Origin of the sequence: Sphingomonas sediminicola (genome assembly GCF_049991885.1) — a bacterium.
Taxonomy (GTDB): Bacteria; Pseudomonadota; Alphaproteobacteria; order Sphingomonadales; family Sphingomonadaceae; genus Sphingomicrobium; species Sphingomicrobium sediminicola.
Genome location: NZ_CP178916.1, coordinates 1801476 through 1824628, shown reverse-complemented (window position 1 = coordinate 1824628; position 23153 = coordinate 1801476). Strand labels below are relative to the sequence as shown.

27 protein-coding genes and 1 tRNA gene are annotated in these 23153 nt (G+C 63.2%); 12 read left to right on the top strand and 16 right to left on the bottom strand.

Annotated elements, in window-relative coordinates:
• Positions 1-34: 34 nt before the first annotated feature.
• Complete coding sequence (locus ACMC5O_RS09455) at positions 35-1144, top strand: fatty acid desaturase family protein (RefSeq protein ID WP_426692758.1); 1110 nt, start codon at positions 35-37, stop codon at positions 1142-1144.
• A gap of 7 nt (positions 1145-1151) precedes the next feature.
• Here the strand turns inward: ACMC5O_RS09455 and ACMC5O_RS09450 are convergent, their stop codons facing one another.
• From ACMC5O_RS09450 to lptF, 3 genes are all read right to left on the bottom strand, one after another.
• Positions 1152-1283 (bottom strand): hypothetical protein, encoded by a 132-nt coding sequence (locus ACMC5O_RS09450; protein WP_281389406.1) that lies wholly within the window; start codon positions 1281-1283, stop codon positions 1152-1154.
• 132 nt (positions 1284-1415) lie between these two features.
• A complete protein-coding gene (lptG, locus tag ACMC5O_RS09445; protein WP_425506889.1) occupies positions 1416-2513 on the bottom strand; it encodes an LPS export ABC transporter permease LptG in 1098 nt (365 codons plus the stop codon).
• Entirely contained in the window at positions 2510-3709 is a 1200-nt protein-coding gene (gene lptF / locus ACMC5O_RS09440; RefSeq protein ID WP_246444337.1) for an LPS export ABC transporter permease LptF, read from the bottom strand. The genes lptG and lptF overlap by 4 nt, the downstream gene beginning before the upstream one ends.
• A gap of 162 nt (positions 3710-3871) precedes the next feature.
• Here lptF and ACMC5O_RS09435 point away from each other — a divergent pair, with 162 nt between their 5' ends.
• Together ACMC5O_RS09435 and ACMC5O_RS09430 are read left to right on the top strand one after the other, a co-directional pair.
• Positions 3872-4843 carry a diacylglycerol/lipid kinase family protein gene (locus ACMC5O_RS09435; RefSeq protein WP_187708994.1) on the top strand — a complete coding sequence of 324 codons (972 nt, stop codon included), beginning with the start codon at positions 3872-3874 and terminating at the stop codon, positions 4841-4843.
• 3 nt (positions 4844-4846) lie between these two features.
• Complete coding sequence (locus ACMC5O_RS09430) at positions 4847-5710, top strand: hypothetical protein (protein ID WP_187708995.1); 864 nt, start codon at positions 4847-4849, stop codon at positions 5708-5710.
• On the opposite strand, the gene ACMC5O_RS09425 is transcribed toward ACMC5O_RS09430, so the two are convergent.
• Genes ACMC5O_RS09425 through ACMC5O_RS09415 form a run of 3 tightly spaced genes read right to left on the bottom strand, consistent with a single transcriptional unit; the run spans position 5667 to position 9142 of the window.
• Positions 5667-7649 (bottom strand): ATP-binding protein, encoded by a 1983-nt coding sequence (locus ACMC5O_RS09425; RefSeq protein ID WP_426692757.1) that lies wholly within the window; start codon positions 7647-7649, stop codon positions 5667-5669. The genes ACMC5O_RS09430 and ACMC5O_RS09425 overlap by 44 nt on opposite strands.
• Before the next feature lie 48 nt (positions 7650-7697).
• Complete coding sequence (spt, locus tag ACMC5O_RS09420; protein ID WP_246444339.1) at positions 7698-8897, bottom strand: serine palmitoyltransferase; 1200 nt, start codon at positions 8895-8897, stop codon at positions 7698-7700.
• On the bottom strand, positions 8894-9142 hold the full coding sequence (locus tag ACMC5O_RS09415) for an acyl carrier protein (RefSeq protein WP_246444341.1): 249 nt from the start codon (positions 9140-9142) through the stop codon (positions 8894-8896). The genes spt and ACMC5O_RS09415 overlap by 4 nt, the downstream gene beginning before the upstream one ends.
• Before the next feature lie 487 nt (positions 9143-9629).
• Between ACMC5O_RS09415 and ACMC5O_RS09410 the strand changes: the two genes are divergently transcribed.
• Both ACMC5O_RS09410 and ACMC5O_RS09405 read left to right on the top strand, forming a co-directional pair.
• Positions 9630-11111, top strand: coding sequence for a hypothetical protein (locus ACMC5O_RS09410; protein ID WP_187708998.1), 1482 nt, complete (start codon positions 9630-9632; stop codon positions 11109-11111).
• Positions 11108-12067, top strand: coding sequence for a threonine ammonia-lyase (locus ACMC5O_RS09405; RefSeq protein WP_187708999.1), 960 nt, complete (start codon positions 11108-11110; stop codon positions 12065-12067). Before ACMC5O_RS09410 ends, ACMC5O_RS09405 begins: the two co-directional genes overlap by 4 nt.
• Here the strand turns inward: ACMC5O_RS09405 and ACMC5O_RS09400 are convergent.
• The 6 genes from ACMC5O_RS09400 to ACMC5O_RS09375 all read right to left on the bottom strand — a co-directional run bounded on the left by ACMC5O_RS09400 (position 12064) and on the right by ACMC5O_RS09375 (position 16843).
• Positions 12064-13125 (bottom strand): isopenicillin N synthase family oxygenase, encoded by a 1062-nt coding sequence (locus tag ACMC5O_RS09400; protein WP_187709000.1) that lies wholly within the window; start codon positions 13123-13125, stop codon positions 12064-12066. The genes ACMC5O_RS09405 and ACMC5O_RS09400 overlap by 4 nt on opposite strands.
• Positions 13122-14018, bottom strand: a complete 897-nt coding sequence (locus ACMC5O_RS09395; protein WP_187709001.1) for a TSUP family transporter — start codon at positions 14016-14018, stop codon at positions 13122-13124. The genes ACMC5O_RS09400 and ACMC5O_RS09395 overlap by 4 nt, the downstream gene beginning before the upstream one ends.
• A complete protein-coding gene (locus tag ACMC5O_RS09390) occupies positions 14012-14149 on the bottom strand; it encodes a hypothetical protein (RefSeq protein ID WP_187709002.1) in 138 nt (45 codons plus the stop codon). Before ACMC5O_RS09390 ends, ACMC5O_RS09395 begins: the two co-directional genes overlap by 7 nt.
• Positions 14150-14269: 120 nt before the next feature.
• The gene (locus tag ACMC5O_RS09385) at positions 14270-15175 is read right to left on the bottom strand and encodes an NAD-dependent epimerase/dehydratase family protein (protein WP_187709003.1); all 906 of its coding nucleotides are present in this window, start codon (positions 15173-15175) and stop codon (positions 14270-14272) included.
• Entirely contained in the window at positions 15172-16215 is a 1044-nt protein-coding gene (obgE, locus tag ACMC5O_RS09380; protein ID WP_187709004.1) for a GTPase ObgE, read from the bottom strand. Before obgE ends, ACMC5O_RS09385 begins: the two co-directional genes overlap by 4 nt.
• Positions 16216-16252: 37 nt before the next feature.
• Positions 16253-16843, bottom strand: coding sequence for a TetR/AcrR family transcriptional regulator (locus ACMC5O_RS09375; protein ID WP_426692756.1), 591 nt, complete (start codon positions 16841-16843; stop codon positions 16253-16255).
• Positions 16844-16870: 27 nt separating this feature from the next.
• Between ACMC5O_RS09375 and ACMC5O_RS09370 the strand changes: the two genes are divergently transcribed.
• Together ACMC5O_RS09370 and ACMC5O_RS09365 are read left to right on the top strand one after the other, a co-directional pair.
• A complete protein-coding gene (locus ACMC5O_RS09370; RefSeq protein WP_187709005.1) occupies positions 16871-17749 on the top strand; it encodes a metal-dependent hydrolase in 879 nt (292 codons plus the stop codon).
• A 56-nt stretch (positions 17750-17805) separates the two neighbouring features.
• Positions 17806-18510: a 2OG-Fe(II) oxygenase gene (locus tag ACMC5O_RS09365; protein WP_187709006.1), complete on the top strand. Its 705-nt coding sequence runs from the start codon at positions 17806-17808 to the stop codon at positions 18508-18510.
• Here the strand turns inward: ACMC5O_RS09365 and ACMC5O_RS09360 are convergent.
• From ACMC5O_RS09360 to hspQ, 4 genes are all read right to left on the bottom strand, one after another.
• Entirely contained in the window at positions 18507-19046 is a 540-nt protein-coding gene (locus ACMC5O_RS09360; protein ID WP_187709828.1) for a GNAT family N-acetyltransferase, read from the bottom strand. The two genes, ACMC5O_RS09365 and ACMC5O_RS09360, sit on opposite strands and share 4 nt — an antisense overlap.
• A gap of 176 nt (positions 19047-19222) precedes the next feature.
• Positions 19223-19495 carry a 50S ribosomal protein L27 gene (gene rpmA, locus ACMC5O_RS09355; RefSeq protein ID WP_187709007.1) on the bottom strand — a complete coding sequence of 91 codons (273 nt, stop codon included), beginning with the start codon at positions 19493-19495 and terminating at the stop codon, positions 19223-19225.
• 34 nt (positions 19496-19529) lie between these two features.
• Entirely contained in the window at positions 19530-20033 is a 504-nt protein-coding gene (gene rplU / locus ACMC5O_RS09350; RefSeq protein WP_187709008.1) for a 50S ribosomal protein L21, read from the bottom strand.
• Positions 20034-20145: 112 nt separating this feature from the next.
• Complete coding sequence (gene hspQ, locus ACMC5O_RS09345; protein ID WP_246444342.1) at positions 20146-20496, bottom strand: heat shock protein HspQ; 351 nt, start codon at positions 20494-20496, stop codon at positions 20146-20148.
• 144 nt (positions 20497-20640) lie between these two features.
• Between hspQ and ACMC5O_RS09340 the strand changes: the two genes are divergently transcribed.
• The 5 genes from ACMC5O_RS09340 to ACMC5O_RS09320 all read left to right on the top strand — a co-directional run bounded on the left by ACMC5O_RS09340 (position 20641) and on the right by ACMC5O_RS09320 (position 23127).
• Positions 20641-20730, top strand: a tRNA-Ser gene (locus ACMC5O_RS09340).
• Positions 20731-20915: 185 nt separating this feature from the next.
• Positions 20916-22181, top strand: a complete 1266-nt coding sequence (locus ACMC5O_RS09335) for a tyrosine-type recombinase/integrase (RefSeq protein ID WP_426692755.1) — start codon at positions 20916-20918, stop codon at positions 22179-22181.
• A complete protein-coding gene (locus ACMC5O_RS09330) occupies positions 22178-22591 on the top strand; it encodes a hypothetical protein (protein WP_187709012.1) in 414 nt (137 codons plus the stop codon). Before ACMC5O_RS09335 ends, ACMC5O_RS09330 begins: the two co-directional genes overlap by 4 nt.
• A gap of 99 nt (positions 22592-22690) precedes the next feature.
• Positions 22691-22906 (top strand): helix-turn-helix transcriptional regulator, encoded by a 216-nt coding sequence (locus ACMC5O_RS09325; RefSeq protein WP_187709013.1) that lies wholly within the window; start codon positions 22691-22693, stop codon positions 22904-22906.
• The gene (locus ACMC5O_RS09320) at positions 22906-23127 is read left to right on the top strand and encodes a hypothetical protein (protein ID WP_187709014.1); all 222 of its coding nucleotides are present in this window, start codon (positions 22906-22908) and stop codon (positions 23125-23127) included. The genes ACMC5O_RS09325 and ACMC5O_RS09320 overlap by 1 nt, the downstream gene beginning before the upstream one ends.
• Positions 23128-23153: the final 26 nt, after the last annotated feature.

The following is a 23153-nucleotide window of genomic DNA, read 5'->3' as shown; positions in this document are numbered from 1 at the left end:
CGCGCCACTATCTCTTTGCAGAGGCAGCCAAATCATGACCCGGACAAGCATTCTTGAGCTGCAGCGCAGCGTCGAAGCCGATTCCACGCGAGGCGACCAGACGCCGGTGCGTGCATCGGGCGACGACAAGGCGATGCTGAAGGCCGCTGCGGACCTGACTCGCGACCTGAATGTCGCGCGGCCGGGCATCTACTGGGCCGACATGATCGGATGCGCCCTTCTCGGCTATGCCGGGCTGTTCACTGCGATCTTCACGAGCTCGGCGGTGGTCGCGACAGTGGCGGTCGTCGTTGCGATGCTCGCGCTGTACCGCGCCGGCAGCTTCATTCACGAGCTGACCCACATCAAGCCGAACGCGGTCCCGGGCTTCCGGCTCGTCTGGAACCTGATCGTCGGGATACCGCTGCTCGTCCCGTCCTTCCTCTATGAAGGCGTCCACAATCAGCATCATGCGAAGCGCTACTACGGGACGGTCAACGATCCCGAGTATCTCCCGCTCGCGCTGATGAAGCCGTGGACCTTGCCGGTTTTCCTGATCGCGGCTGCGCTCGCACCGATCGGTATGCTGATTCGCTTTGGAATCCTTGCGCCGCTGTCGCTGTTGTCACCCAAGCTCCGCGATACGGTCGTCGCGAAGTATTCGGGGCTTCAGATCAACCCGAAGTTCCGCCGTCCGCAACCCGAGGGCGATTTCCGCAAGCAATGGCTGGCGATGGAGATTGCGTGCAGCGTGTGGGCGATTTCTCTGCTCGCGATGGTTGCGACGGGCGTCGTCCCTGTGCGCGCCTTCCTGATCTTCCTTGGCGTTGCGTCCGGGGTGATGTTCCTCAACCAGATCCGCACTTTGGTCGCGCATCTCTGGGAGAATGACGGTGAGCCGATGACCGTCACCGCGCAGTTCCTCGACAGCGTCAACGTGCCGCCGCCAGGGACCCTGCCTGCAATTTGGGCGCCGGTCGGCCTTCGCTACCACGCCCTGCATCACCTGCTTCCGGGCTTGCCCTACCATGCGCTCGGCGAGGCGCACCGCCGTCTGTGCAAGGCGCTGGATGGGGATTCGGTCTATCACGACTCGACCTATCGCAGCCTTTCCCGGCTGGTCGGACGGCTAGCGGCCAGCAGCTGGACCGCCGGCGCCCGCTAAGCGCTCTTCACTCGAACTCGATGACCCGGACCACTACCGGTCGTCCATTCTCGACAATCAGGATCTCTCGCTTTCGCGCGGTCCGCTCCTGCCGCCACGTATCTTTAGTGACGAGTACCGAGTGGGCGACGCGCACCATGGCCCTTGCCTGACTGGGCGGACGAGGGGCCGAGATCGTGGCGGCAAGAGCGGCGGACAGGAACACCGCCAAGTCTTCGTCAGGTCAGGCTTAAGCGGACCCTGCGCATGCCTCCGAAACGGATGGAGATCCTTACTCTTCGGATCGGATCAGGACCGTCTCACCGACGAGGAGGAACAGCAGGAACGGTGCCCAGGCGGCGAGGAAGGGCGGGTAGGCGCCGACATTGCCCATAGCCAGGCTGAAGTTATCGGCCACGAAGTAGGCGAAGCCGAGCGCCATGCCGATCGTCGCACGCATCAGGACCTGGCCCGAGCGGGCCAGCCCGAATGCCGCGGTCGCTGCGAGCAGGGGCATGAGAAGGGTCGAAAGTGGACCAGAAATCTTGTGCCAAAGCCCGGCCTTGGCCTCGTCGGCTGGACGTCCGGCGCGTTCGAGCTGGCCGATGCGCTCCTTCAAGGTCCAGAAATCGAGCTGGTCCGGATCGACCTTCGCGAGGGTCAGCTGCTCGGGCTTGACGCCTTCGAGCCCGGTCATTTCAGGAACGTGCCGGACGATATTCATCGATGAATCGTAGACGCGCACCTTCGAAAGCTTCCACGCGCCGTTCTGGGGATCGGCGCGATCGGCCTGGATGATCCGTTGCAGGACGCCGCGCTCGCGGTCGTAGATCGACACGCCCTCTGCGTGGAAACGTCGTCCTTGCCCCCCGACGTGCCGTGCCTGTATCAAATCCTCGCCATTGAGCAGCCAGATATTGCTGAGGATTCCACTCTCAGGAGGCACCGGCCGATAGTCGTTGTCGCTCCAAGCCGTCACCTGGCGGTTCGCGTTGACGACCACCTTCTCATTGAACGCGAACAGGCCGCCGGCAATGACGAGGCTGGCGAGGATCAGCGGCGCCAGCATCTGGTGCGCTGAAATGCCCGCGGCCTTCATGGCCACGACTTCGCTGTGCTGATTGAGGCCCGTGAACGCGATCAACGTCCCGAGCAGAACCGAGAAGGGCAGGAAACGCGAGATCAGCAGAGGCACCCGGAGCGAAACGTATCGCCATAGTTCCGGCTCGCCATTGCCCGGGATCGCAAGGATCTTCCCGGACTCGCCGAGCAGGTCGAGCGTCATCAGGACGAGGACGAGCGCGAGCAACACCGCGAGGCTTCGCGTGATGAAGAGCTTGACGGTGTAGAGCGCCAGCCGCCGCGACGGGAAGAATTGCAGGTTGATCATGCCGGCCGGACTTTCGGCAGGAGCCTGCGGACGGCCTTGCCGACTTGGCTGAACGCCCGCTCCAGCGCGCCGATCGGCTGTCCGCCGGGCCGGTGCGCGAGCACGTGGTACATCCAGTAGATCATGGCCGACAATGCGAGCAGCGGGATCCAGAGCGCCAACACCGGCTCCATCCGGCCCTGCGCCGCGGCCTGCTCTGCGTACTGGTTCACCTTGTGATAGGCGACCACGATCACGATCCCGATGAAGATACCTAGCGCGGAACTGCTTCGCTTCGGCGGGACAGCGAGGGCGACGGCCAGCAGCGGAAGCATCAGCATCATCAGGACCTCGACGATACGGAAATGCAGGTTCGCCTGCGCACCGAGCCGCTGTGCCTCGGGCACGTTTCGCAAATAACCGTCGCGGAAAAGCTCGGGCAGGGTGAATTCCTCCAGCTCCTCGTGGCCGCGTTGCCGAAAGCTGTCGACGCGCGGCAGGTTGATCGGCAAGTCGTAGAGGTCGAACGACAAGGTTCGCGGAGTCCGAAACTTCGGGGAATCCTGGATCAGGCGGCCCTTCTCGAGCCTGAAGAGGATCACGTCGGGATCGTCGGTCGACAGGAACCGGCCCTGGTCCGCGGTCGCAGCAACCTGGGTCCCCGACTTGTCGTCGACCTGGACGAAAATGCCGTGAAGCTCGGTTCCGCGGTTTTCGCTGCGATCGATGCGGAGCGTCATCCTCCGCCCCAGGTGATTGAATTCGCCGACCTTCATCGACGCACCCAGCGCGCCGGAGCGCAGGTCGAAACGCAGCCGCTCATATCCGTAGTGCGTCCAAGGCTGTAGCCAGCCGACGATGAACAGGTTCAGCAGCAATAGCCCGATGGCAAAGGCGTAAGGGACACGCAGCAACCGGCCGAAGCCCGCCCCGATCCCGCGCAATGCATCGAGTTCCGATGACAATGCCAGCTTCCGGAAGGCCAGCAGGATGCCGAGCATCAGCCCGATCGGGATGCCCAGTGAGAAATATTCCGGGAGCAGGTTCGCGAGCATCCGCCACACGACGCTGACCGGTCCGCCGGCAGTCACGACGAAATCGAACAGGCGCAGCATCTTGTCGAGGACCAGCAACATGGCGGCGAGCAGGAGCGTTCCGATCAGCGGCACCGCGATCGTCTTCACCAGGTAGCGATCGATCAAAGTTAGTCGGCGCACGGATTTAGTCGTCCCAACACCATGATTTGGCCGCAAACCCGACCCAGATATCGCAATGGGCCGTTGCATCTTCCTGAACGGCCTTGGTCGAAGCCTATAACGGACGGAACGTGAAAATCATGTCGAAATCGCGTTTCGCCGCTCCGCAAGTCAGCGAGTAAGATGTCCCGTCCACGGATCGCATTGCTGTCGAACCCGAAGTCGACGGGGAATATTGCGCAGCTTTCGCGCATCCGCGACTATTGCGCCGACCATCCGGACATCTTCCATTACGAGGTCGAGCGGGCCGAGCAGATCGGCGACGCGCTTCGTACCATCGCTCGCGTCCGCCCGAAGATACTGATCATCAACGGTGGCGACGGCACCGTTCAGGCCGCCCTGACCGAAATCCACAACGGCGGTCATTTCGGGACGCAGCCTCCGCCGGTCGCGGTTCTCCCGAACGGGAAGACAAACCTCATCGCTCTGGACCTGGGTGCGCAAGGCGACCCAATCGTTGCGCTCGAGCGGCTGGTCCTGCTCGCGCAGTCGGACCTTAGCCCGCACATCGTCGCGCGCGAGTTGATCGCGCTGCGCTGCGACCCGTTATCGCGGCCGGTCATCGGCATGTTTCTCGGTGGCGCCGGCCTCGCCGACACCATGCTCTACTGCCGCGACAAGATTTACCCGCTCGGTCTTCCGAACGGTGTCAGCCATGTGTTGACCGCGCTCGCATTGGTTGTCCGCATGGTCCTGGGGCTGCAAAATCGTTTCCTCCCCCCGACACCAAGCCCATTGCAGGTTTCCGTCCGGCGTGAAGGCCCGATCACCGGGCGTTTCGCCCTCCTTGCGGTGACCACGCTCGAAAAGATGCTCCTTTCGAGTGAGTTGCGGGGAACTGGCGGAGGGCCGTTAAAGCTGCTGGCCATCGAGGAACGCCCAGCCTCACTGTTCAGGGCAATCCTTGCAAGTATTGCCGGCAAACTCGGCCGCTCGCGGCTGCGGGGCGTTCATTTCGAGGAAGCGGACGAGATCAGCATTGAGGGCGAGGGCTCCAGCCTCATTCTCGACGGCGAGATGTTCCACACCCGGATCGGCCAGCCGATCGTCCTTAAGCCCGCTCAGCCGCTGTCGTTCGTCCGCCTCGCGGCCTGAGCCGTGGCGGCATTGCGCGATCTCGTCGCCGAAGAGCTCGCCGAGCAGGTCGACCCGCGAGTCAGGACCATGGCGGAGGCGATTGCGGCGAAACACGCGCCGGCGTCTCGCGCCGTCCTCTTCTACGGTTCCTGTCTTCGGCAGAAGCAGCTCGAAGGGTTGATGCTGGACTTCTACCTGATCGTTTCAGATTACCGCACGACATACGGGAAGTCCTGGCTTGCAGCCGCGAACCGAATGATCCCGCCGAACGTTTTCTACTTCGAGCATGACGGGCTGGTCGCCAAATATGCCGTGCTCAGCGAGCCGGACTTCTACCGCCTCAACGGTCCGGAGACCCGCAACGTCTCGGTCTGGGCAAGGTTCGCGCAGCCGTCGCGGTTGGTCTGGGCTGCGGATGACGCTTCCCGGGCGGCCGCGATTGCAGCGATATCCCGGTCGGCTCCGACGCTGCTCGCATCGGCCGGACGGGTTGAGGGAGAGGCGCCGCTGGACTGGTGGCGCCGGGCGTTCTCGCTGACCTATTCCGCCGAACTTCGGGCCGAACGCAAAGGTCGCAGCACGTCGGTCGTCGACGCAGACCTCGAACGTTACCAGCGGTTCAGCGGTCCGGCGATTGCGGCGATCCCCGCGCTGATGGCTCGACCATCGAGCTGGGCCAGGCGGCGCGTCGAAGGAAAGATGCTGTCAGTGGTTCGGCTCGCTAAGGCGAGCGCGACCTTCGCAGGCGGCGTCGATTACATCGCGTGGAAGATCAATCGGCACGCTGGCACCGAGATCGACATTAAGCCTTGGCAAAGACGCTGGCCGCTGCTCGCCGCGATCAGCCTGCTGCCGCGGCTCCTCCGCTCCGGCGCGGTTCGCTAGGCCGGCGCGACAAAGCGACTGCTACGGCATTGGCCAGCGCGCCGACGGTGAACGGCTTGCGCAGCAGTTCGTAGCCGACGAGGTCACCGGTTTCTCCCTCGCCGACATATCCGGTGACGAACAGCACCGCGAAGTCGTCGTGCGACTGCTTCAAGTGCTTGATCAGTTCCGGGCCGGTCATTTCCGGCATGATGACGTCCGTGATGACGAGGTCGAACGGCTGGCTTTCGAAGATCCCGACTGCTTCGGCACCGCTACTGCACGCGACCGGGTCGTAATCGAGATCTTGCAAGGCCTCGATGGTTGACGACCGGACGCGAGGATCGTCCTCGACCAGCAGTATGCGGGCCCCCGCGACGGTCGCGTCCTCGACCCTCTGCATAGCCGGATGGAGCCGGATCTTGGTCTCCGCGGCAACGGTCCGCGGCAGATAGACCGATACGGTCGTGCCTTTGCCGATCTGGCTTTCGATTCCGACCTCGCCCCCCGACTCGTGTGCAAAGCCGAAGATCTGGCTGAGACCGAGACCGGTACCCTTGCCGACGGGCTTGGTCGTGAAAAAGGGCTCGAACGCCCGTTCCATCACTTCAGGAGTCATGCCGCAGCCCGTGTCGGTGACGCTGATCCGGACATACTCGCCGGCGCGGATGTCGCCGACCTCGTTGGCCGCGAGGACGATATTGCTCGCAGTGATGCGCATCAGGCCTTCGCCCTCCATCGCGTCACGCGCATTGACCGCCAGATTGACGATGGCGTTCTCGAGCTGGTGCGGGTCGACGTAGATCGGCCAGACATCCGGTGCGAGGTCGACCTCGACGTGGACGCGCTCACCGAGCGTGCGGTCAAGCAGGTCGGACATGCCGGACACGAGCTCAGAACTGTCGACACGCTCGGGCAGCAACGGCTCCGAGCGAGCGAAGGACAGCAGGCGCCGGGTAAGGGCCGCTGCGCGCGTCGCGCCTTCCATTGCGTTGTTGAGGTGGTTGAGGACTTCGCGCTTCGGGCCGTTGAGCCGCCTGCGGGCGAGATCGATCCCGCCGACGACGACCGCCAGCATGTTGTTGAAGTCGTGCGCGATGCCTCCGGTCAGCTGACCGACGGCCTCCATCTTCTGGACCTGGCGCAGCTGAGCTTCAGCCGCTTCGCGCTCCTCGGCTTCCGCTTTGAGCGCCTTGTTCGCCTCGATCAGTTCACGGGTTCGCTCAGCGACTGCTTCTTCGAGACCCTCGGCGCGCTCCGTCTCCGTATCCGCCAGCTTCTTCGCATAGGCGAATTGCCGCACCGCTTGGACTGAAACCAGTCCGAGGAAGATTGCGCCGAGCCCGACGAGAACTCCTAGCCAGCTCAGATAATCCGTGAGGCGATCCGCTTCGGCGGAGAAGAATTGCGTCTGCTCCATCCGCTGGCGCAGCAGGGTGCGCTCGGCCGCGGCGATTTCAGCCAGCTTGGCCGAGAGATCCGAGCCGACTTCCGACTGCGCGGCCTGGTAGAAATAGCCGGTGCCGCCGGAGCCCTGCTTGGCGACAGTGGCGCGAGCGGCGGCCGCAAACTCCTCGCCTCGCATCTGGTAGAGCCGGTCGAGCTCCTGGACCCGCTTACGCTGCGCGGGGTCGGAGCGGACGAGCCGTTCGAGCTGCCTGATCTGCTGTCCGGCGAGCCGCCACTGGCTGTAATAGATATTCCCGCTGGTCTTGACCTCCTCGTCGAGAACGAAGCGGCCGAGCCCGGCTTCGGCCCGCGAGATGCTGGCATCGACCGCGCGCGAGAGCAGATTGACGTCATAGGCGTGCCGCTCCCCGGCCAGAGCGCGGTCGCGCGTCTGGTTGGACATGGCCACAAGCACGACCATGGCGAGCAGAATCAGGGTGGCGACCAGTGCGCCTGCCGCTGCCCCACCCCGTCGCCAGTCGAACTGGAGATCGTCCCCGCTGGGCGTCATGGAATCAGTTTAGCCCCGTCTGCTTCCCGACGGAAGGCGGGTTAACGCTTAAATGCAACCGGTTGCTCGGCCTGCCGCAGCGAACATTCCAAGTATCTCTTCTACCTGCTCCGAACTGTGCTCCGCGCACAGGGAGCAACGCAGGAGCGTCATTCCCGCCGGAGTTGCGGGCGGACGGGCCAGATTGACGTAAAGCCCTTCCTTCAGGAGCGCTTCCCACATCGCCGCGCCAGTTTCGAGGTCCGGCATGATCACCGCAATGATCGCCGACTGAGGTTCCTGCGTGCCGAGCGTGAAGCCAAGCTGGCGAAGCCCGGCGTGGAGCCGCTTCGAATTCTCCCACAGATGAGCTCGCTTGTCGGACGAATCCATCAGCTTACGGATCGACGTGGCCGCGGTCGCGACCACCGACGGCGGGAGCGAGGCGGTGAAGACGTAGGGGCGACAGACGAGCCGCAGGATCTCGAACTTCGGATGGTTCGACACGCAGAAGCCGCCGACCGTTCCAACCGATTTGGAGAAGGTACCGATGATGAAATCGACGTCGTCAATAACGCCCTGCGCCTCGGCGACGCCACGGCCATGCTCGCCGATGAAGCCCATCGAGTGAGCCTCGTCGACGAGGACCATCGCACCGTTGGCCTTGGAGACGGCGACCATCTCCTTGAGAGGAGCAATGTCGCCGAGCATCGAGTAGACGCCTTCGAGCACCACCAGCTTGCCGGCGCCCTCGGGCACCCGTTTCAGCCGCTTTTCGAGCGCTTCGATATCGTTGTGGCGGAAGGGGACGATCTGGGCGTTGCCCATCGCGCACCCGTCGTAAATCGATGCGTGGCTGTCGATGTCGAGGATGATGTAGTCATCCTTGCCGGCGATCGTGGAAATGATGCCGAGGTTCGCCTGGTATCCGGTCGAGAACACCATGGCATGGTCCATGGCGTAGAAGTCCTTGAGCGCATCTTCGACCGCGCGGTGGCCGACGTAGGTGCCGTTGAGCACCCGGCTTCCGGTCGTGCCCGACCCGAATTCGTCGAGCGCCTTCTTGCCGGCCGCGATGACGTCCGGGTCGAAGGTCATGCCCATGTAATTGTAAGTGCCGAGAAGGATCGTCCGACGGCCGTTGCAGATGGCGACGGTCGGGCTTTCGACCTTCTCCATAACCAGGTTGAACGGGTCGGTGACGCCGCTCGAAAGCAAGCCCTCGCGAAGTGCGATCAGGTCGTCGAACTTGGAGAAGAGGTCGCTCACCGTTCGCTCTCGAGCTGGCGGACGGCATCGATCAGCTGGTCGACAGTCTCGATCTCGGCCGCGCGGTTCATGCTGATCAGGATATCGAACTCGTCCTCGACCGAGGCGACGAAGTCCATCACGGTCAGGCTGTCCCATTCGAGGTCCTGAGCGAAGCGCGTGTCGCCGGAAATTTCGATGCCCTTCTTGTTGAAAGGATCGATCAGCTCGCGGATCTTGGCTTCGGTTTCGTCGCGGTCGGTCATGGAGGCGCCCTATTAAGAGGCGCGTCCTTTCGCAACGCAATCAGGCGGGAATAGGGCGGTACGGTGCCATGGGGCCGGGCAGGCGAAGCTCATGAAGGTGATGATGTGACGCGAGTCGTGAGCGGGCGTGCCTCCCTTGGGCAAGCAGAGAGGAAGTTGATCGTGTGTGACCTTCATCATCTTCGAGGGCGACAGAAGATCTGATGCGTGGAAGATACGTGAATAATCGCCGTCATGAGCACAACAGACAGGTTGTAGGACAGAATTTTCCTATTGCCGGAGTGGACGGCGGACATTGCAACTATCGTCTTGCAAATCCAAGACTGCTCTACATACTCCCAGTCGAGTAATGCGTAAGGAGTAAGTTGTGTTGAGCCTGTTGCTTTCAATTGCTCTTGGTACATCGTCGTGAATTCGCTGCAGATCGAGCTGGAACCCCGGCCAGCTCTCTAAAATTCCTAAAGACCTCTCAGGGGCCGAACGCACCATGGCGCGCATCGCGCGCGGTCATCGACTGCGTCATGTTGCCGTCTACCTGTTGTTCGTAGGGGTCGCTGCGCTGCTCATGATGCCGGCGGTGATTGGTCCGCCCATGCTCTATGACAGCTTCATTATCAGTTGGGTCTGGGCCGACCAGTTCACGTCGGAGATCGCCCGCGGCAATCTCTATCCACGCTGGCTGCCGCTCTCCAACTCCGGGCTCGGCTCACCAGTCTTCTACTATTATCCGCCGATTGCCTTTTACGTTACGGCCATTTTCGGGCTGCTTGGCGTCAGCACGTACGCCAGCGTGATGGCCGCTTTCTGGTCATCCTACGCGATGTCCGGAATCACCGCATGGCATTGGCTGAAGGAGCGATCATCGCGACCAGTTCTCGGTGCGTTGATGTTCGTGGCAGCCCCCTATCACCTGTTCGATTTCAGCCGCCGCGGAGCTCTTGCGGAAACCGTCGCAATCTCGTTGATCCCACTGCTGGCGATCGGACTTCGGCGCATCGCTGAAGGGCGCGGCATCGTCTTGGCGGCTCTGGCCTATGGCGTGCTCATTTGCACGCATCTGCCCCTCGCGTTGCTCGCAAGCACTTTCCTAATTGCCCCATATGCGCTGTGGCACCGGCGCGAGCTGCCCCATTTTGCGTTGGCATGCGGTCTCGGGATCGGATTCGCGGCAATCTACCTTGGACCCGCGCTCACTTTGGAAAGGCATCGCGAGGCCGCAATGCTTTATCGATACGATTTTCTGAGACCTGAATTCTGGTCGATCTGGAGTGCGAACCTGGAGCTTGGTTTCGTTGCAACCGTGTTCCTTCTCATGGCTTCCCTTACAGCCCTTGCGGTGATCCTGATCATCACGCGCCGCGACAAATGGGCATTCCTTGCACTCGGAATCCTAGTCATCAGCGCCGGCGTCGTTCCGGCTTTCTGGTCCTTGCCGCTGCTCGCGAAGGTTCAGTTTCCCTATCGCGCTCTTCCAATCGCAGAGTTCGCACTCGTTACGGCAGTCGCGAGTGCCCGGTTTCGGCCGTTGCTGCTGATCATTATGATGCCGGTCGCCTACTTGTCCGCCACCTTCCTGCTCCAGCCGAGAAGCGGGGAGATTCCGACCGTGGCCAGTATCCAGGCGGACCATCCTGACTTGCCCGAATATCTGCCGCCCGGAGTGATGGCGCTTGAAGATTCGTCGGACCCGGGGGAGCTGGCAAGAAGTTTGCTGCCGCCACCGCAGGTTCCGGGGAAGGTGGTGGAACCGCACTTCTATTTCCCGGCCTGGTCGTGCGGCGAAATGCATCCGCAGACTAAGCTGTTGATGCACAACCCTGGATGCAGTCCGCGGATTGTATGGACGCGCGAAGAAAGAGTTGGTGCGCTGATCACACTCTTGAGTTTGGCCGCTCTTGCTTGGCTTGGGTTTAGACAAACCCGTGAGCCGACCATAAGGATCGCCAACCAGGCGCGGGGAAAGCGATGATCGATCCGGTTCGGCGAATCTCACTCGACGACATCGAGCAGGCGCGGGGGCGGATCGCGAGCACGGTGCTTCGTACGCCGCTCGTCAGGCTGGACCTCGGCAAGGACGGGCCGGACATTCGGCTGAAGCTGGAAAACCTCCAGCCGACCAACGCCTACAAGATCCGCGGCGCGACGAATGCGGTGGCGAACCTGTCGGACGAGCAACGGGCGCGGGGCGTGTGGACGATCAGCGCCGGCAATGCGGGGCAGGGCGTGGCTTATGCCGCGCGCAAGTTCGGCATCGCCGCAACCGTGGTGGCGATCGAAACCGCGCCGCAGACCAAGCTCGACCGAATGCGGGCGCTCGGCGCGGCCATCGTTCCTGTTTCCTACGATGATGCCTGGAAAGCAGCGGAGAGCCACACGTTCCCCGGCCTTGAGGGCACCTTCATCCACCCTTTCGACAATCACGACTTCATCGCCGGGCATGCGACCATGGGCCTCGAAATCCTGGAAGATGCTCCCGACGTTCACACCGTGATCACAGCGATCGGCGGCGGCGGCCTGATCACCGGCGTCGGGAGCGCGATCAAGGCGAAGCGGCCGGACGTGCCGGTGCTCGGCGCCGAGCCCGAAACGGCGGCTCCCTATGCCTTGTCGCTCCGCGACGGCGGCCCGCGCAAGTTCGCCGAATGGCAGGCTTCATTCGTCGATGGCGCGGGCGGCAAAAGTGTCACCGAGCGAATGTGGCAGCGGATGCGACCGGTGACCAACGGGTCGATCACCGTCACCCTGGACCAAACGCGCGAGGCGATGTGGCTGATCGCCGAAAAGACGCGGACGATTGCGGAAGGCGCGGGAGCCCTGGCGCTCGCGGCCGCGCTGACCGGCGAGGCAGGCGAGGGGCCGATCGTCTGCGTGGTCTCTGGCGGAAACATCGACCTCGGCAAATTTGCCGAGCTCGTCGTAACCTAGCCGACGGCGTAACCGTCGCCGTAGAATTTGCTCGTGCTGCGCGTGTGGAAGGCGATGGCCTCGATCGGATCGTACTTCGGCGCGCCGAGCCCCGGTAGGACATCGAGGATCTCATTCTCCCACAGGTAGACCGCCATCGGGAACGACGTCCGCGCGCTCGTCAGGTGCGACCCGTCGCTGGGCTTGCCGACCCGGTGCGTCGTTGACGGAAGCCGGTCGTTCGAGATGCGCTGCATGTAATCGCCGGTGTTGATGATGATCGACCCGCGCGGAGCACGCAGCCGAACCCATTTGCTGCTTCGGTGATTCCAGACCTGCAGGCCATCACATTTGGAAGCCGGAAGGATCGTGAACAGGTCCACGTCCTCGTGGCCGAGCAGTCGGCCCGCGCCGGAGCGGTCCTGCTCCTCTGTCATTGGCGGATAATAGTTGAGCCGCAGTCCGAAATTGGTCTGGGTAAGCTTGCGATCGTAGATGTCCGGATCGCAGCCGAGCCCCTGGAAAATGGCCTGTGCGATCGGCTTGATCAAAGGCTCATGTGCTTCGACCAGGCGGCGGAACTGCACCTCCTGTTCCGCGCGCGGCCAATACTCTTCGGCATCGAACGGCGCATCACGATCTTGCGGGATATCGAAGGCACGCCTGCACCAGACCCAGCCCTCGACCAGATCGGGATGAATGTCGCTGGTCTCCTCCAGCGGGAAATAGCCCTGGCTGACCGAGCCGTATCGCCGGGCCCGGAACCGCATCTTCTCACCGAACGGGGTGGCGGTGAACAGCTCGGCAACGCGGTCGTGCATTTCATCGTATAGCACCGGATCGACGCCGTGCCCGGTGAGGACCGCAAAGCCGATGTCCTGCAAGGCTTCCGCAAATTCCTTGGCAAACTGGGCCCTGTCTTCCGAGCTTCCATGCAGGAATGGCCCGAAGTCCAGCGTTGCGATTCGATACTCCTCGTCGAATTCGTCGGTTTCGCTTTCGGCAAGCCGGTAGGTGTGCGTCTTGCGCACCTGGTCGTACTTTTCGAAGTCGCGATTGATGGCGCTCGTATCGGTCATGATGCGGCCACCGCGGCTGTCGCACCTTCGGCTCGATGCTCGCGGCGGCCGTGCAAGGCGGCGCGAAGCAGGATCGCCGCCGAATAAAGAACGACGATTACGACCATCCAGCGCAAGACTTCGATCGGCATTGACTTCACGATCAGCGCCGCGACGAGCACTGCCGGGATTCCGCCGAGGGTGAGGCCGAGGACCACGCGCATGTCGACCTGGCCGATCTGGATGTGCCGGACGCTCGCGCTCGCGCCCATGAGGGATCCTCCCAACGCCATGATCGGGAAGCACAGCCTCGGGTCCATGCCCATCAGGCTCAGCATGACGAGCATTGGCGCGTAATTGCCGACGCCAAAGTTGGCGAGAATCCCGAGGACGAAGCTTGCGATCACGGCGATAACGGTCAGCTCGACCGGAAGCCCGGACGCTTCGCCTCCGCCGGGGAAGAGGTGCAGGTTGGTCATCACATAGGCGCCCGCAGCAAGGGCGAGGCCGATTGCAAGGATGAACTGGACGACCCAGACCCTTGCGCGAGCGACGAGAGGAGCTCCGACGATTCCGCCGATCATCGTCGCAAGCGCGCATCCGACCAATAAGGTCGTATCGACCATCACCCCGAGCAGGATCAGGAAGATGACGCTCTCAGCCATGACCGGCGGCGTAAGCCCGACAAGCATGGTTGGGGGTATCAACCGGTCCGGCACAAGCTTCCGGAACTTGAGCCAGGCCGCCGTCGGGGCGAACGACCCGATTCCCAGCGTGTCGAAGAAGTTGACGACGGCGCCGAGGATAGTGGCTTCGAGAGTGGGCTTCGCCCCTTGCGCGATTGCCGAGCGCGCGAGGAAAGAGACGTTGACGAGAATGGCGAGCGCGAGCGTCGCGATGATCGCAATCAGCATTGCCCCAACTCCAGCGCGTTCGCGGTCAAGAGCAGAACGATATCGGTCATTATGGTCACCTGAAACAAAAAAAGCCCGCCGATGGCGGGCGGGCATTCGATGATCGTTGGTAGGTCGATCAGTCGCGCCATCGCTCCGCATGCGTGAACACGCGCCACCAAAGCTTGGCGGTGCGAGTCGCGGAGGTGGCGTTCAGGTGCCTCATCGTCGGATTTGCTAGGTGAGGGACGTCGACTTCGTCAAGGCGTCGGCTAAAGCCAGCCCTGCTCGCGGTACCAGCCGGCAGTTTGCGCCAGCCCTTGCTCCGTCGGTACTTCCGGCTGCCATAGATCGGCGGGGGGCTCGCTTCCGTCGCTCACCACCCAGTCGGGATGGCAGAAATAGGCAACGCGGTCGGGGGTGAGCTTGGCCCTGTCGCCGCGCACTATCCGGTCGATCGCGGCGCCTGCGCGGAGAACCAGACGGGGCGTGGCGAACGAGATAGCGCGGGTTCCGACCGCTTTCGCGAGCGCTGCGGCAAATGCCCGGTGCGTCCAGCCGTTCGCCTTTGCGTCGTGCGGCTCAATGATTTGCTTCACCGGCTCGTCTCGCTCCGCAAGCGCGAGAAGCAGGCGACCGAGATCGTCGACGTGAATGACCGACAGGCGGCCTCGCGGGGGCAGAAAGACAACGCCGGATTTGGCCATCTTGAACAGCTCCAGCGTCTCCTTGTCGCCGGGGCCATAGACTGCGGGCGGGCGAACAATCGTCCAGTCGAGGCCGGAGCGCTGAACCAGCTCTTCCGAACGGGCCTTGGACGCGCCGTATTGCGAAAGGCCCGGCTCGCGCGCCGCGAGGGACGAGACGTGGACGAAGCGGTGCGTGCCGGCTGCCGTCGCGGAGGCGAGCATCGCAAGCGTGCCATTGACATTCCCCGCTTCGAAGCCGGCGGTGTCCGGAGCATTGATCACGCCCGCGACATGGATCACCGCATCGCTTTCTTTCACGAGCTGCTGGAGCGCGTCACGGTCTTCGAGGCTTCCCTCGATCCATTCGACACCGTCGCGCACTTGCTGCGGACGCCGGGCGAGCGCGCGGACCAGATGGCCGCGCTCCACTGCAAGGTCGATGAGCCGCTGTCCGACGAAGCCTGTTCCGCCGGTGACGGCAAGGATCATAGGGGCGACCAGGGCCGTTCGTCCGCGGTGGCGTCTTCGCGGACCTCCGCCTGCGCGCCAAGGCGCTGAATGACGGCGTCGAGCAAGGGCGCGACGCCTTCGCCGAGCGGCGCGGAAATGGGGAAAGCAGTTTGGCCGGTTGCGTCTTCAAGCTCCCGCTTGAGTTCATGCAGCCGTTCCTCGGTGACGAGGTCGCTACGGCTCAGCCCAACGACTTCGGGCTTGCCGGCAAGGTCTGCACCGTAGCTTTCCAGCTCACCGCGCACCACGCGCCAGGCCTCGACCGGATCGTCGCCCGCAGCATCGACGAGGTGCAGCAGAACTTCGGTCCGCTCGACATGCCCGAGGAATCGATCGCCGATGCCCGCGCCTTCAGCCGCGCCCTCGATCAGGCCGGGGATGTCGGCAAGCACGAACTCGCGGCCCTTGTGCCGGACGACACCGAGCTGGGGGCGGAGCGTTGTGAACGGATAATCGCCGACCTTCGCGGAAGCGTTGGTGACCGCGTTGAGGAAGGTCGACTTGCCCGCGTTCGGGAGCCCGACGAGGCCGACGTCGGCAAGCAGTTTCAGCCGAAGCCAGATCCACATCTCCTCGCCCTCGATGCCGGGCTGATGCTGGCGCGGGGCGCGGTTGGTCGAGCTCTTGTAGCTGGCATTGCCTCGACCGCCCATTCCGCCTTCAAGCAGTACGACGCGCTGGCCTTCGACCGTCAGGTCGGCGATGAGACTGCGGTCCTCGTCATCGGCGAGAAGCTGCGTTCCGACCGGAACCTTGATCACGAGATCGGGCGCGGCGGCGCCGGTGCGATTCGAACCGGAACCCCCGGTCCCACGCTTCGCCCGGAAGTGCTGGGTGTAGCGAAAGTCGATCAGCGTATTGAGGCCGGGCACCGCCTCGAAGACGATGTCTCCGCCCTTGCCGCCGTCGCCGCCGTCGGGCCCGCCGAACTCGATGAACTTCTCGCGACGAAAGCTGACGGCGCCGGGGCCTCCGGAGCCGGATCGTACGTAGATCTTTGCCTGGTCGAGAAAATGCATGAACGCGCATGTAGGGCGGCGCGCCCGATATGACCACTCAGGCCATACGGGGGTGCCTTGCGGCGATTTCCGAACGAAGGGCTTCGGTCGCGATCCGTCTCGCGGCATCGCGCTGCAATCCGAGCGAACTCGTGATCGGTTCGCCAAGGAGAGAATCGCCGAGCGCCGCAAGCACCAGCCATAGAGTGCTTTCGGGGACGTGATGTTCTTCGTGACCGACCCTCAGCTGCGAGACCAGGGCGCGGATCGAATCGAGGATCGGGTTCAGGGCATCGCGGTTGCCAGACAGGATCATCCAAGCGGCGAGGGCGCCCGCGCCTTCGCGATCGAAGGCGTCGAACGTGCCGTCGACGACCTCGCGAACGTCACGCTCGCCGACGCGGGCGCGCTCCACTGCCTCCGCGATGCTTCCGGTCACTCGGTCCGCGATCGAGCGTGCGAGTTCGGCCTGGAGGCCCGCTGCCGAGCCAAAATGATGGAGCAGGTTGGCGTGGGTTCGGCCGACCTTCGCGGCGACCGCTTTTAACGTTACGGCCTGCGGCCCCTGAGCGAGCAGCAGCATGCGCGCGGCTTCCAGCGCGGCGGAACGGCTCTCTTCGGAGTTGAGGCGTTTACGGCTTATTGACACGTTTGTCAGTTAATATAACTTCCACCCATGAGCACGACGACCCTGCCGACTCCGTCAGACCTGACGATCACGCCGCGCGATCGGAAATTCGAACGCGGCGAACTCGATCCACGCCTGTGGCACGGCGGGAGTGTCGAGGCCACCGCCATTTACAATGCGCTGTCGACGACCTTCCCCGTCGGCGAGGCCTATTTCGTCGAGAGCGTTCGCGCCTTCCGCGAGGGCACTCCGCCGAAGCTGGCGCAGGAGATCAAGGGCTTCACCACCCAGGAAGCCATCCACAGCCGTGAGCATGCGGCCTTCAATCGCCGCGCCGCGGACTCTGGTTATGATCTGTCGAAGCTTGAAGCGCAGGTCGAATACAGGCTGAGCATCACGAAGACGAAGCCGCCGATCGTCAGTCTCGCGGCGACAATGGCGCTGGAGCATTTTACGGCGATCCTGGCCCACGAGCTTCTCGCCGACCCAAGCCATCTGGCAGGCGCCGACAAGGATGCCGCCGATCTCTGGCGCTGGCACGCCTGCGAGGAGATCGAGCACAAGGGCGTCGCCTACGACACCTGGCTGCACGCCACGCGCAACTGGCCGCGCACGAAGCGCTGGAAGGTGAAGGCGAAGGTGATGCTCTACGTCACCCGCAATTTCGTCGTCGACCGGACGGCGGGTTCGCTCGAGCTCATGCGGCAGGACGGCGTGAGCGGCCTTCGCGCGTGGTCGCGGCTGCTTTGGTATTTGTGGGTTTATCCGGGAATGTTCCGGAAGATCGGAGTCGCCTGGTTCAAATTCTTCCTTCCGAAATTCCACCCGTGGAACGAGGACGACCGGGATCTCCTCCGCGCCTATGAAGCGAGCGCCGCAGTCAGGGCAGCGCCGGCTCCGGTGAAGAAGGTCCGCAACGCGGCCTGAAGTTTGGCGGCAAGCGGCGGGACGCTTCACGGCCTCCCCGTAGCTACTCAGTCGCCATGACAATCCAGGACAGATTTGCCGCCATCGATTGGGATCGCGTTTCAGCGGATCTCGATGGGCGCGGCTGGACGACCACCGGCCCGTTGCTTTCGGCGGAGGATCGGGAGGCGCTGATCGCAGCGTACAAAGAAGACCGGCTCTTCCGGAGCACCGTGGTGATGGCGCGGCATGGCTTCGGCAAAGGCGAATATCGGTATTTCTCAAATCCCCTGCCGGAACTGATCGGGACGCTCCGCAAGGCGCTTTACGCTCGTCTCATCCCGGTCGCGAACCAATGGCGCGAACGCTTGGGCCAAGGCGATCTCCTGCCGGCAGAGCATGCGGAGTATCTCGAGCTATGCCATGCTGCCGGCCAGACGCGACCGACGCCGCTGCTGCTTCGCTACGGGCCGGGCGACTACAATTGTCTGCATCAGGATCTCTATGGCGACCTGAGTTTCCCTCTTCAGGCGGCCTTTCTGCTGTCGGAACCGGCGGGGTTTGAAGGCGGGGAATTCGTGCTCACCGAGCAGCGGCCGCGCATGCAGTCGCGGGTGCATGTCGTGCCGCTAAAGGCGGGCGAGGCGGTGATCTTCGCGGTCAATCACCGCCCCGTTCAGGGAGCGAAGGGCACGTATCGCGTTACGATGCGCCATGGAGTCAGCCCGGTGCGCAGCGGCAGCCGCCACACACTGGGCATCATCCTCCACGACGCGACCTAGGCGGCCAGCGCCTCGTCCTCCTCAACGGCTAGGGTCAGTCGGAGCAGGCGAGCCTGCGCCTCCGCTCCGCGCGCGCAACTGAGCCGAGGCGCGGAGATACCGAGCGGCTTGAAACCCAGCTTCTCGAGCACCCGGCCTGAGGCAGGATTGTCGAGGAAGTGTGAGCCTTCGAGCTGCGTGAAGCCAAGCGTCCGGGCGATGTCGATCAACGCCAGGCCGGCCTCGGTAGCATAGCCGCGGTCCCAGTAAGGTCTCGCGATCCAGTAGCCGAGCTCGACCGCACCCGATGGACGTCTGCCAAGCCCGCAAGAGCCAACGAGGCGCGGTGCGCCTTTTGTCCGGGCGAAGATCAGGAAGGACGGCAGAACGGGATCGCGCGGCTGCGCGAGAAAGGCTTCGGCGTCGCGAAGATGATACGGCCATGGCGCCGTCGCGAGATTGCGGACGATCATCTCGTCGGCAATCGCAGCGGCAAGCGCCGGGGCGTCTTCAGCCCAGCCGGGCCTCAGAAGCAGCCGTTCAGTCCTGGCGAACATCATTCCTTCTCCCTCCGTGAGCCGCGCCGTAGCGCCGCTCCGTGACTGTTTCGGGAGAAGAATTGGGCCCTTCAGATACAAAGAAGGGAGAAGAGGGGGCTTCCCTCTTCTCCCTTGTGACCTTGCGGTCGACTTTGGGCTGCCCCCTCCTGGGGTGGCCCCTTATCGACCAGCCCCTATGCGTTTTCCTCGGTCGTAATCGGCATGACGTGCACGTACTTGCGACCAAGCTTGCCGTCGCGAAACGCGACGGTGCCGTCGGTAAGAGCAAAAAGCGTGTGATCCTTGCCCATGCCGACGTTGCTGCCGGCATGCCATTTCGTTCCGCGCTGGCGCACGATGATGTTTCCGGCGCGCGCGCTTTGGCTGCCGAAGAGCTTCACGCCGAGGCGCTTGCTTTCACTGTCGCGACCGTTGCGGCTGGAACCGCCTGCTTTTTTATGTGCCATGAGAAACTACTGCCTGAATTTCTTAAACGAGTGATTACTTGGCCTTAGGGGCCTTCTTGGCTGCGGCCTTAGCAGGTGCAGCATCCTTTGTCGACGGCGCCTTGTCGGCCTTTGCCTTCGGCTCGGCCTTCTTGGCCGGAGCTTCGGCCTTGGCCGGCTTCTCCGCCTTCGCAGGTGCAGCAGCAGCCTTGGTCTCGGCCGGAGCGGCTTCCGACTTCGGCTTCGCTGCCTTGGCCTTCTCGCCGCCGATGGACACGATCTTCAGGATCGTGTGGTTCTGACGGTGGCCCTTCTTGCGGCGATAATTGTGCCGGCGGCGCTTCTTGAAGACGGTGACTTTCTCGCCCTTTGCCTGGGCGACAATTTCCGCTCCGACCACGAGGCCAGCGACGGACTTCAGGTCCGAGCCTTCTCCGGCAAGGAGGACGTCGGTGATGTCGATCTTGTCGCCGGCTTCCCCAGCGAGTTTCTCGACGACGATCTTGTCTCCGGCGGTGACGCGATATTGCTTACCGCCCGTGCGCACGACTGCGAACATTGGCTCACTTCTCTGCAAAACTGGACGCGCGGTCGGGCTATAGACCCCCGCGCGAAAGGCAGCCGCCTATGGCAGCGGCCGTGACCTGTCAACCGCGGGCGGCGTCGAAAAACTAGTGACGATGCTCCGGTCGGAGCTGGTAGCGGCTGCCGTCGAAGCCGTTGAAGTAGGCCTCGATCGCTGGGTGGTCGATCGGCTCGTCGCTCTCGTCCTGCATCAGGTTCTGCTGGCTGACGTAGGCGATGTAGCTCTGCTCGGCATTCTCGGCGAGCAGGTGGTAGAAGGGCTGGTCCTTCGAGGGACGCAGGTCCTCCGGGATCGCCTGATACCATTCCTCGCTGTTGGCGAAGACCGGGTCCACGTCGAAGACGACTCCGCGGAAATCGAACAGCCGGTGGCGAACGACATCGCCGATTCCAAACCGGGCCTTGGCCATCGGCAAAGCAGGTGTTGCGGAGTTCATGGCTGTGAAACGTTCGACGTGCGACATGGCTTCAATCTAGGGATCGCGCGCGGTTCCACAAGGCGGCTATGCAATGCCGGAACGCGCTGCTAGAGGCGCCTCCGCCCAGCCGGCATCGTCCGGCCAGCGCCTTCATACAAATGCGGAGAGGTGGCTGAGTGGTCGAAAGCACCGCACTCGAAATGCGGCGTACGGGCAACCGTACCGTGGGTTCGAATCCCACCCTCTCCGCCAACAGCTGATCCCCGATACAGCGCGAATAGGCCCGATTGGGCTGCTAAAATCCACGCAATTCAAACGTTTCTAGCCTAGCCGATAGTCCGGATGGGTCCCGTTGGGTTCGACAAATCTGTTTACGTTTTTGTCCGAATCAGGGAAATATCAGGGATGGCTTTCGTTGTGAAAGCCGGGAGGCTGGTATGCGTTTGACTAAGAAGGACATCGAGCGGGCGAACAAGCGGCGCAAGTATAGCGATGGGCGCGGGCTGTTCCTGTCTGTGAGCGCGGGAGGCCGCAAGACGTGGTCATTCTGCTACCGCTTCCCGGACCCCTCCAAGGACATCGTCGGCCCGAACGGTAAGCCCAAGAAAGGCTACCGCGAACGGGAGATGAGCTTGGGGTCCATCGACTTCATGGACGTGGACGAAGCGCGCGACCGCTGCGTGGAGCTTCGCCGGATGGTCCGGCAGGGCATCGATCCGATGGAGGAGCGTGACCGCGAGACGCGGCACGTGATTCGCCAGCAGCGCGATGGATCCACGTTCAAGGACATCGCTGAGCGCTACATCGACATCAAGAAGGCCGAATGGGACGCGGGCGGAAAGAGCGAGCAATCTTGGCGCGGCTCGCTGGCCAAGCACGTCTATCCGATCCTTGGCGACATGGCGGTGGATCGCATCGACCGGGCCGACATCATCGATCTGTTGCTGCCGATCTGGACGAAGGTGCCGGTTACGGCCACGCGCCTCCTGCCGCGCCTCGACCTGATCTTCAGCTTCGCCATTGAGGAGGGCTTCCGCTCCGGGAACAACCCGGCTGACCGGGACAGCCTTCGCAAGTCGCTCCCGAAGGCCAGCAAGGTTCACAGCCCGAAGAAGCACAAGGCGATGACCTACGCCGAAGTGCCAGCGTTCGTGACCTCGCTCCGGAAACAGAAGGGCGTGACGCCACAAGCGCTTGAGTTCCTGATCCTGACCGCGCTTCGCACGTCCGAAGTGATCGGTGCGACGTGGGATGAGATCGATGAGGAAGCTGGCGTGTGGACGATCCCCGCGCAACGCATGAAGATTAAGCGAACCGGGAACGGTGAGGAGCGGATGCCGCACCGCGTGCCGCTGTCCGAGCGAGCGCTAGCGATCCTCAAGGCCGTTCCGCGTGAGGAGGGCAACCCGCACGTTTTCATCTCCCGGACGAAGCCGGGCAACGGCCTGAGCAACATGGCGATGCTCGACCTTCTCAAGAACGACATGGGCTATGCCGGAAAGGCGACAGTCCACGGTTTCCGCTCCGCGTTCCGCACCTGGGCGGCTGAGGCCACGGACTATCCCGACCAGTTGGCCGAGTTCGCGCTGGCGCATTATGACGACGACGAAACGGTTGCAGCTTATCGGCGCACCGATCTTTTCGACAAGCGCAAGCCTTTGATGGCTGATTGGGCGGCGTTTGTTGAAAGCGTAAAGGCATGAAGCTCCCGGAGTGGAAATCGAGCGACCCGGAGGACCAGCGGGCGCTGACTCGCTTCATCATCGCTGAGCTCGACCGGGCCGATGAGGCCGCTCTAGCGGCAGCGAATGACGGACCGGGCGCGCAGTTCATCGGCATATGGGGACAAGCTCAAGGTCTTCTCGCCCGGATCGGGCTGAAGTTGCCATTACCGGAACCCGCGAAGCGACCGGGACCAAAGCCCAAAGACGATCTCACCGACATTGAACGCGCCGCGCACGATGTGCCGCGAATCAGGGCGCTCTTTCAGCTTCATTGGAACAAGCGAAATCGCACGACGCGGCCAATGGCGGAGGACATCGCCGCCGAACGATGGGAATTGAGTGCTGGCGAACGGGCCAAGCTCATCAACAGATTTCGGCGGAAGCCCTAACTTTCGCGGCAATTAGCCGCCGAACTGCTGCGCTCTCCGTTGTAGCGATTGGGGCCGATTGGCTCTCTTTAAGTCCCCGTCACAAGGACGGAGGACACAATGACCACAACCATCAAGGCCCCATCTCTCGTCATTCGACCGCGAGATTGGATGCGCGAACTAGGCGTCGGCAAGCACGGCCTAGCAATCCTGATCCGCGATCACGGCCACCCCAAGCCTTTCGCTCTCGGCAAGCGCAGCAGCGGCTTCGACCGGGCGGAATGCGAAGCGTGGCTTGAGGCCCGCAAGGCGCAACGCGATCAGGCCAATGCGTAATGAGCGAGGAGCCGGAGCCGTATCACGGCCCGTTCGTGGTCCTCGCGCCTGATCCGCTTGGCTACCGGGTGAGTGTCGATCCGGCGAACGATCCGGACCTCATCCGCACCTATCGGATGAAGAACGATGCGTGGGCCTATGCCCGCGATCTGTGGACCACGCTCCGCGCTCCGCTGCGCGATCTGACTGAGAGCAACACCGCCCGCGCTGCCGAAAAATAACGGCGCGAAAAAACCTGTTCGATCTG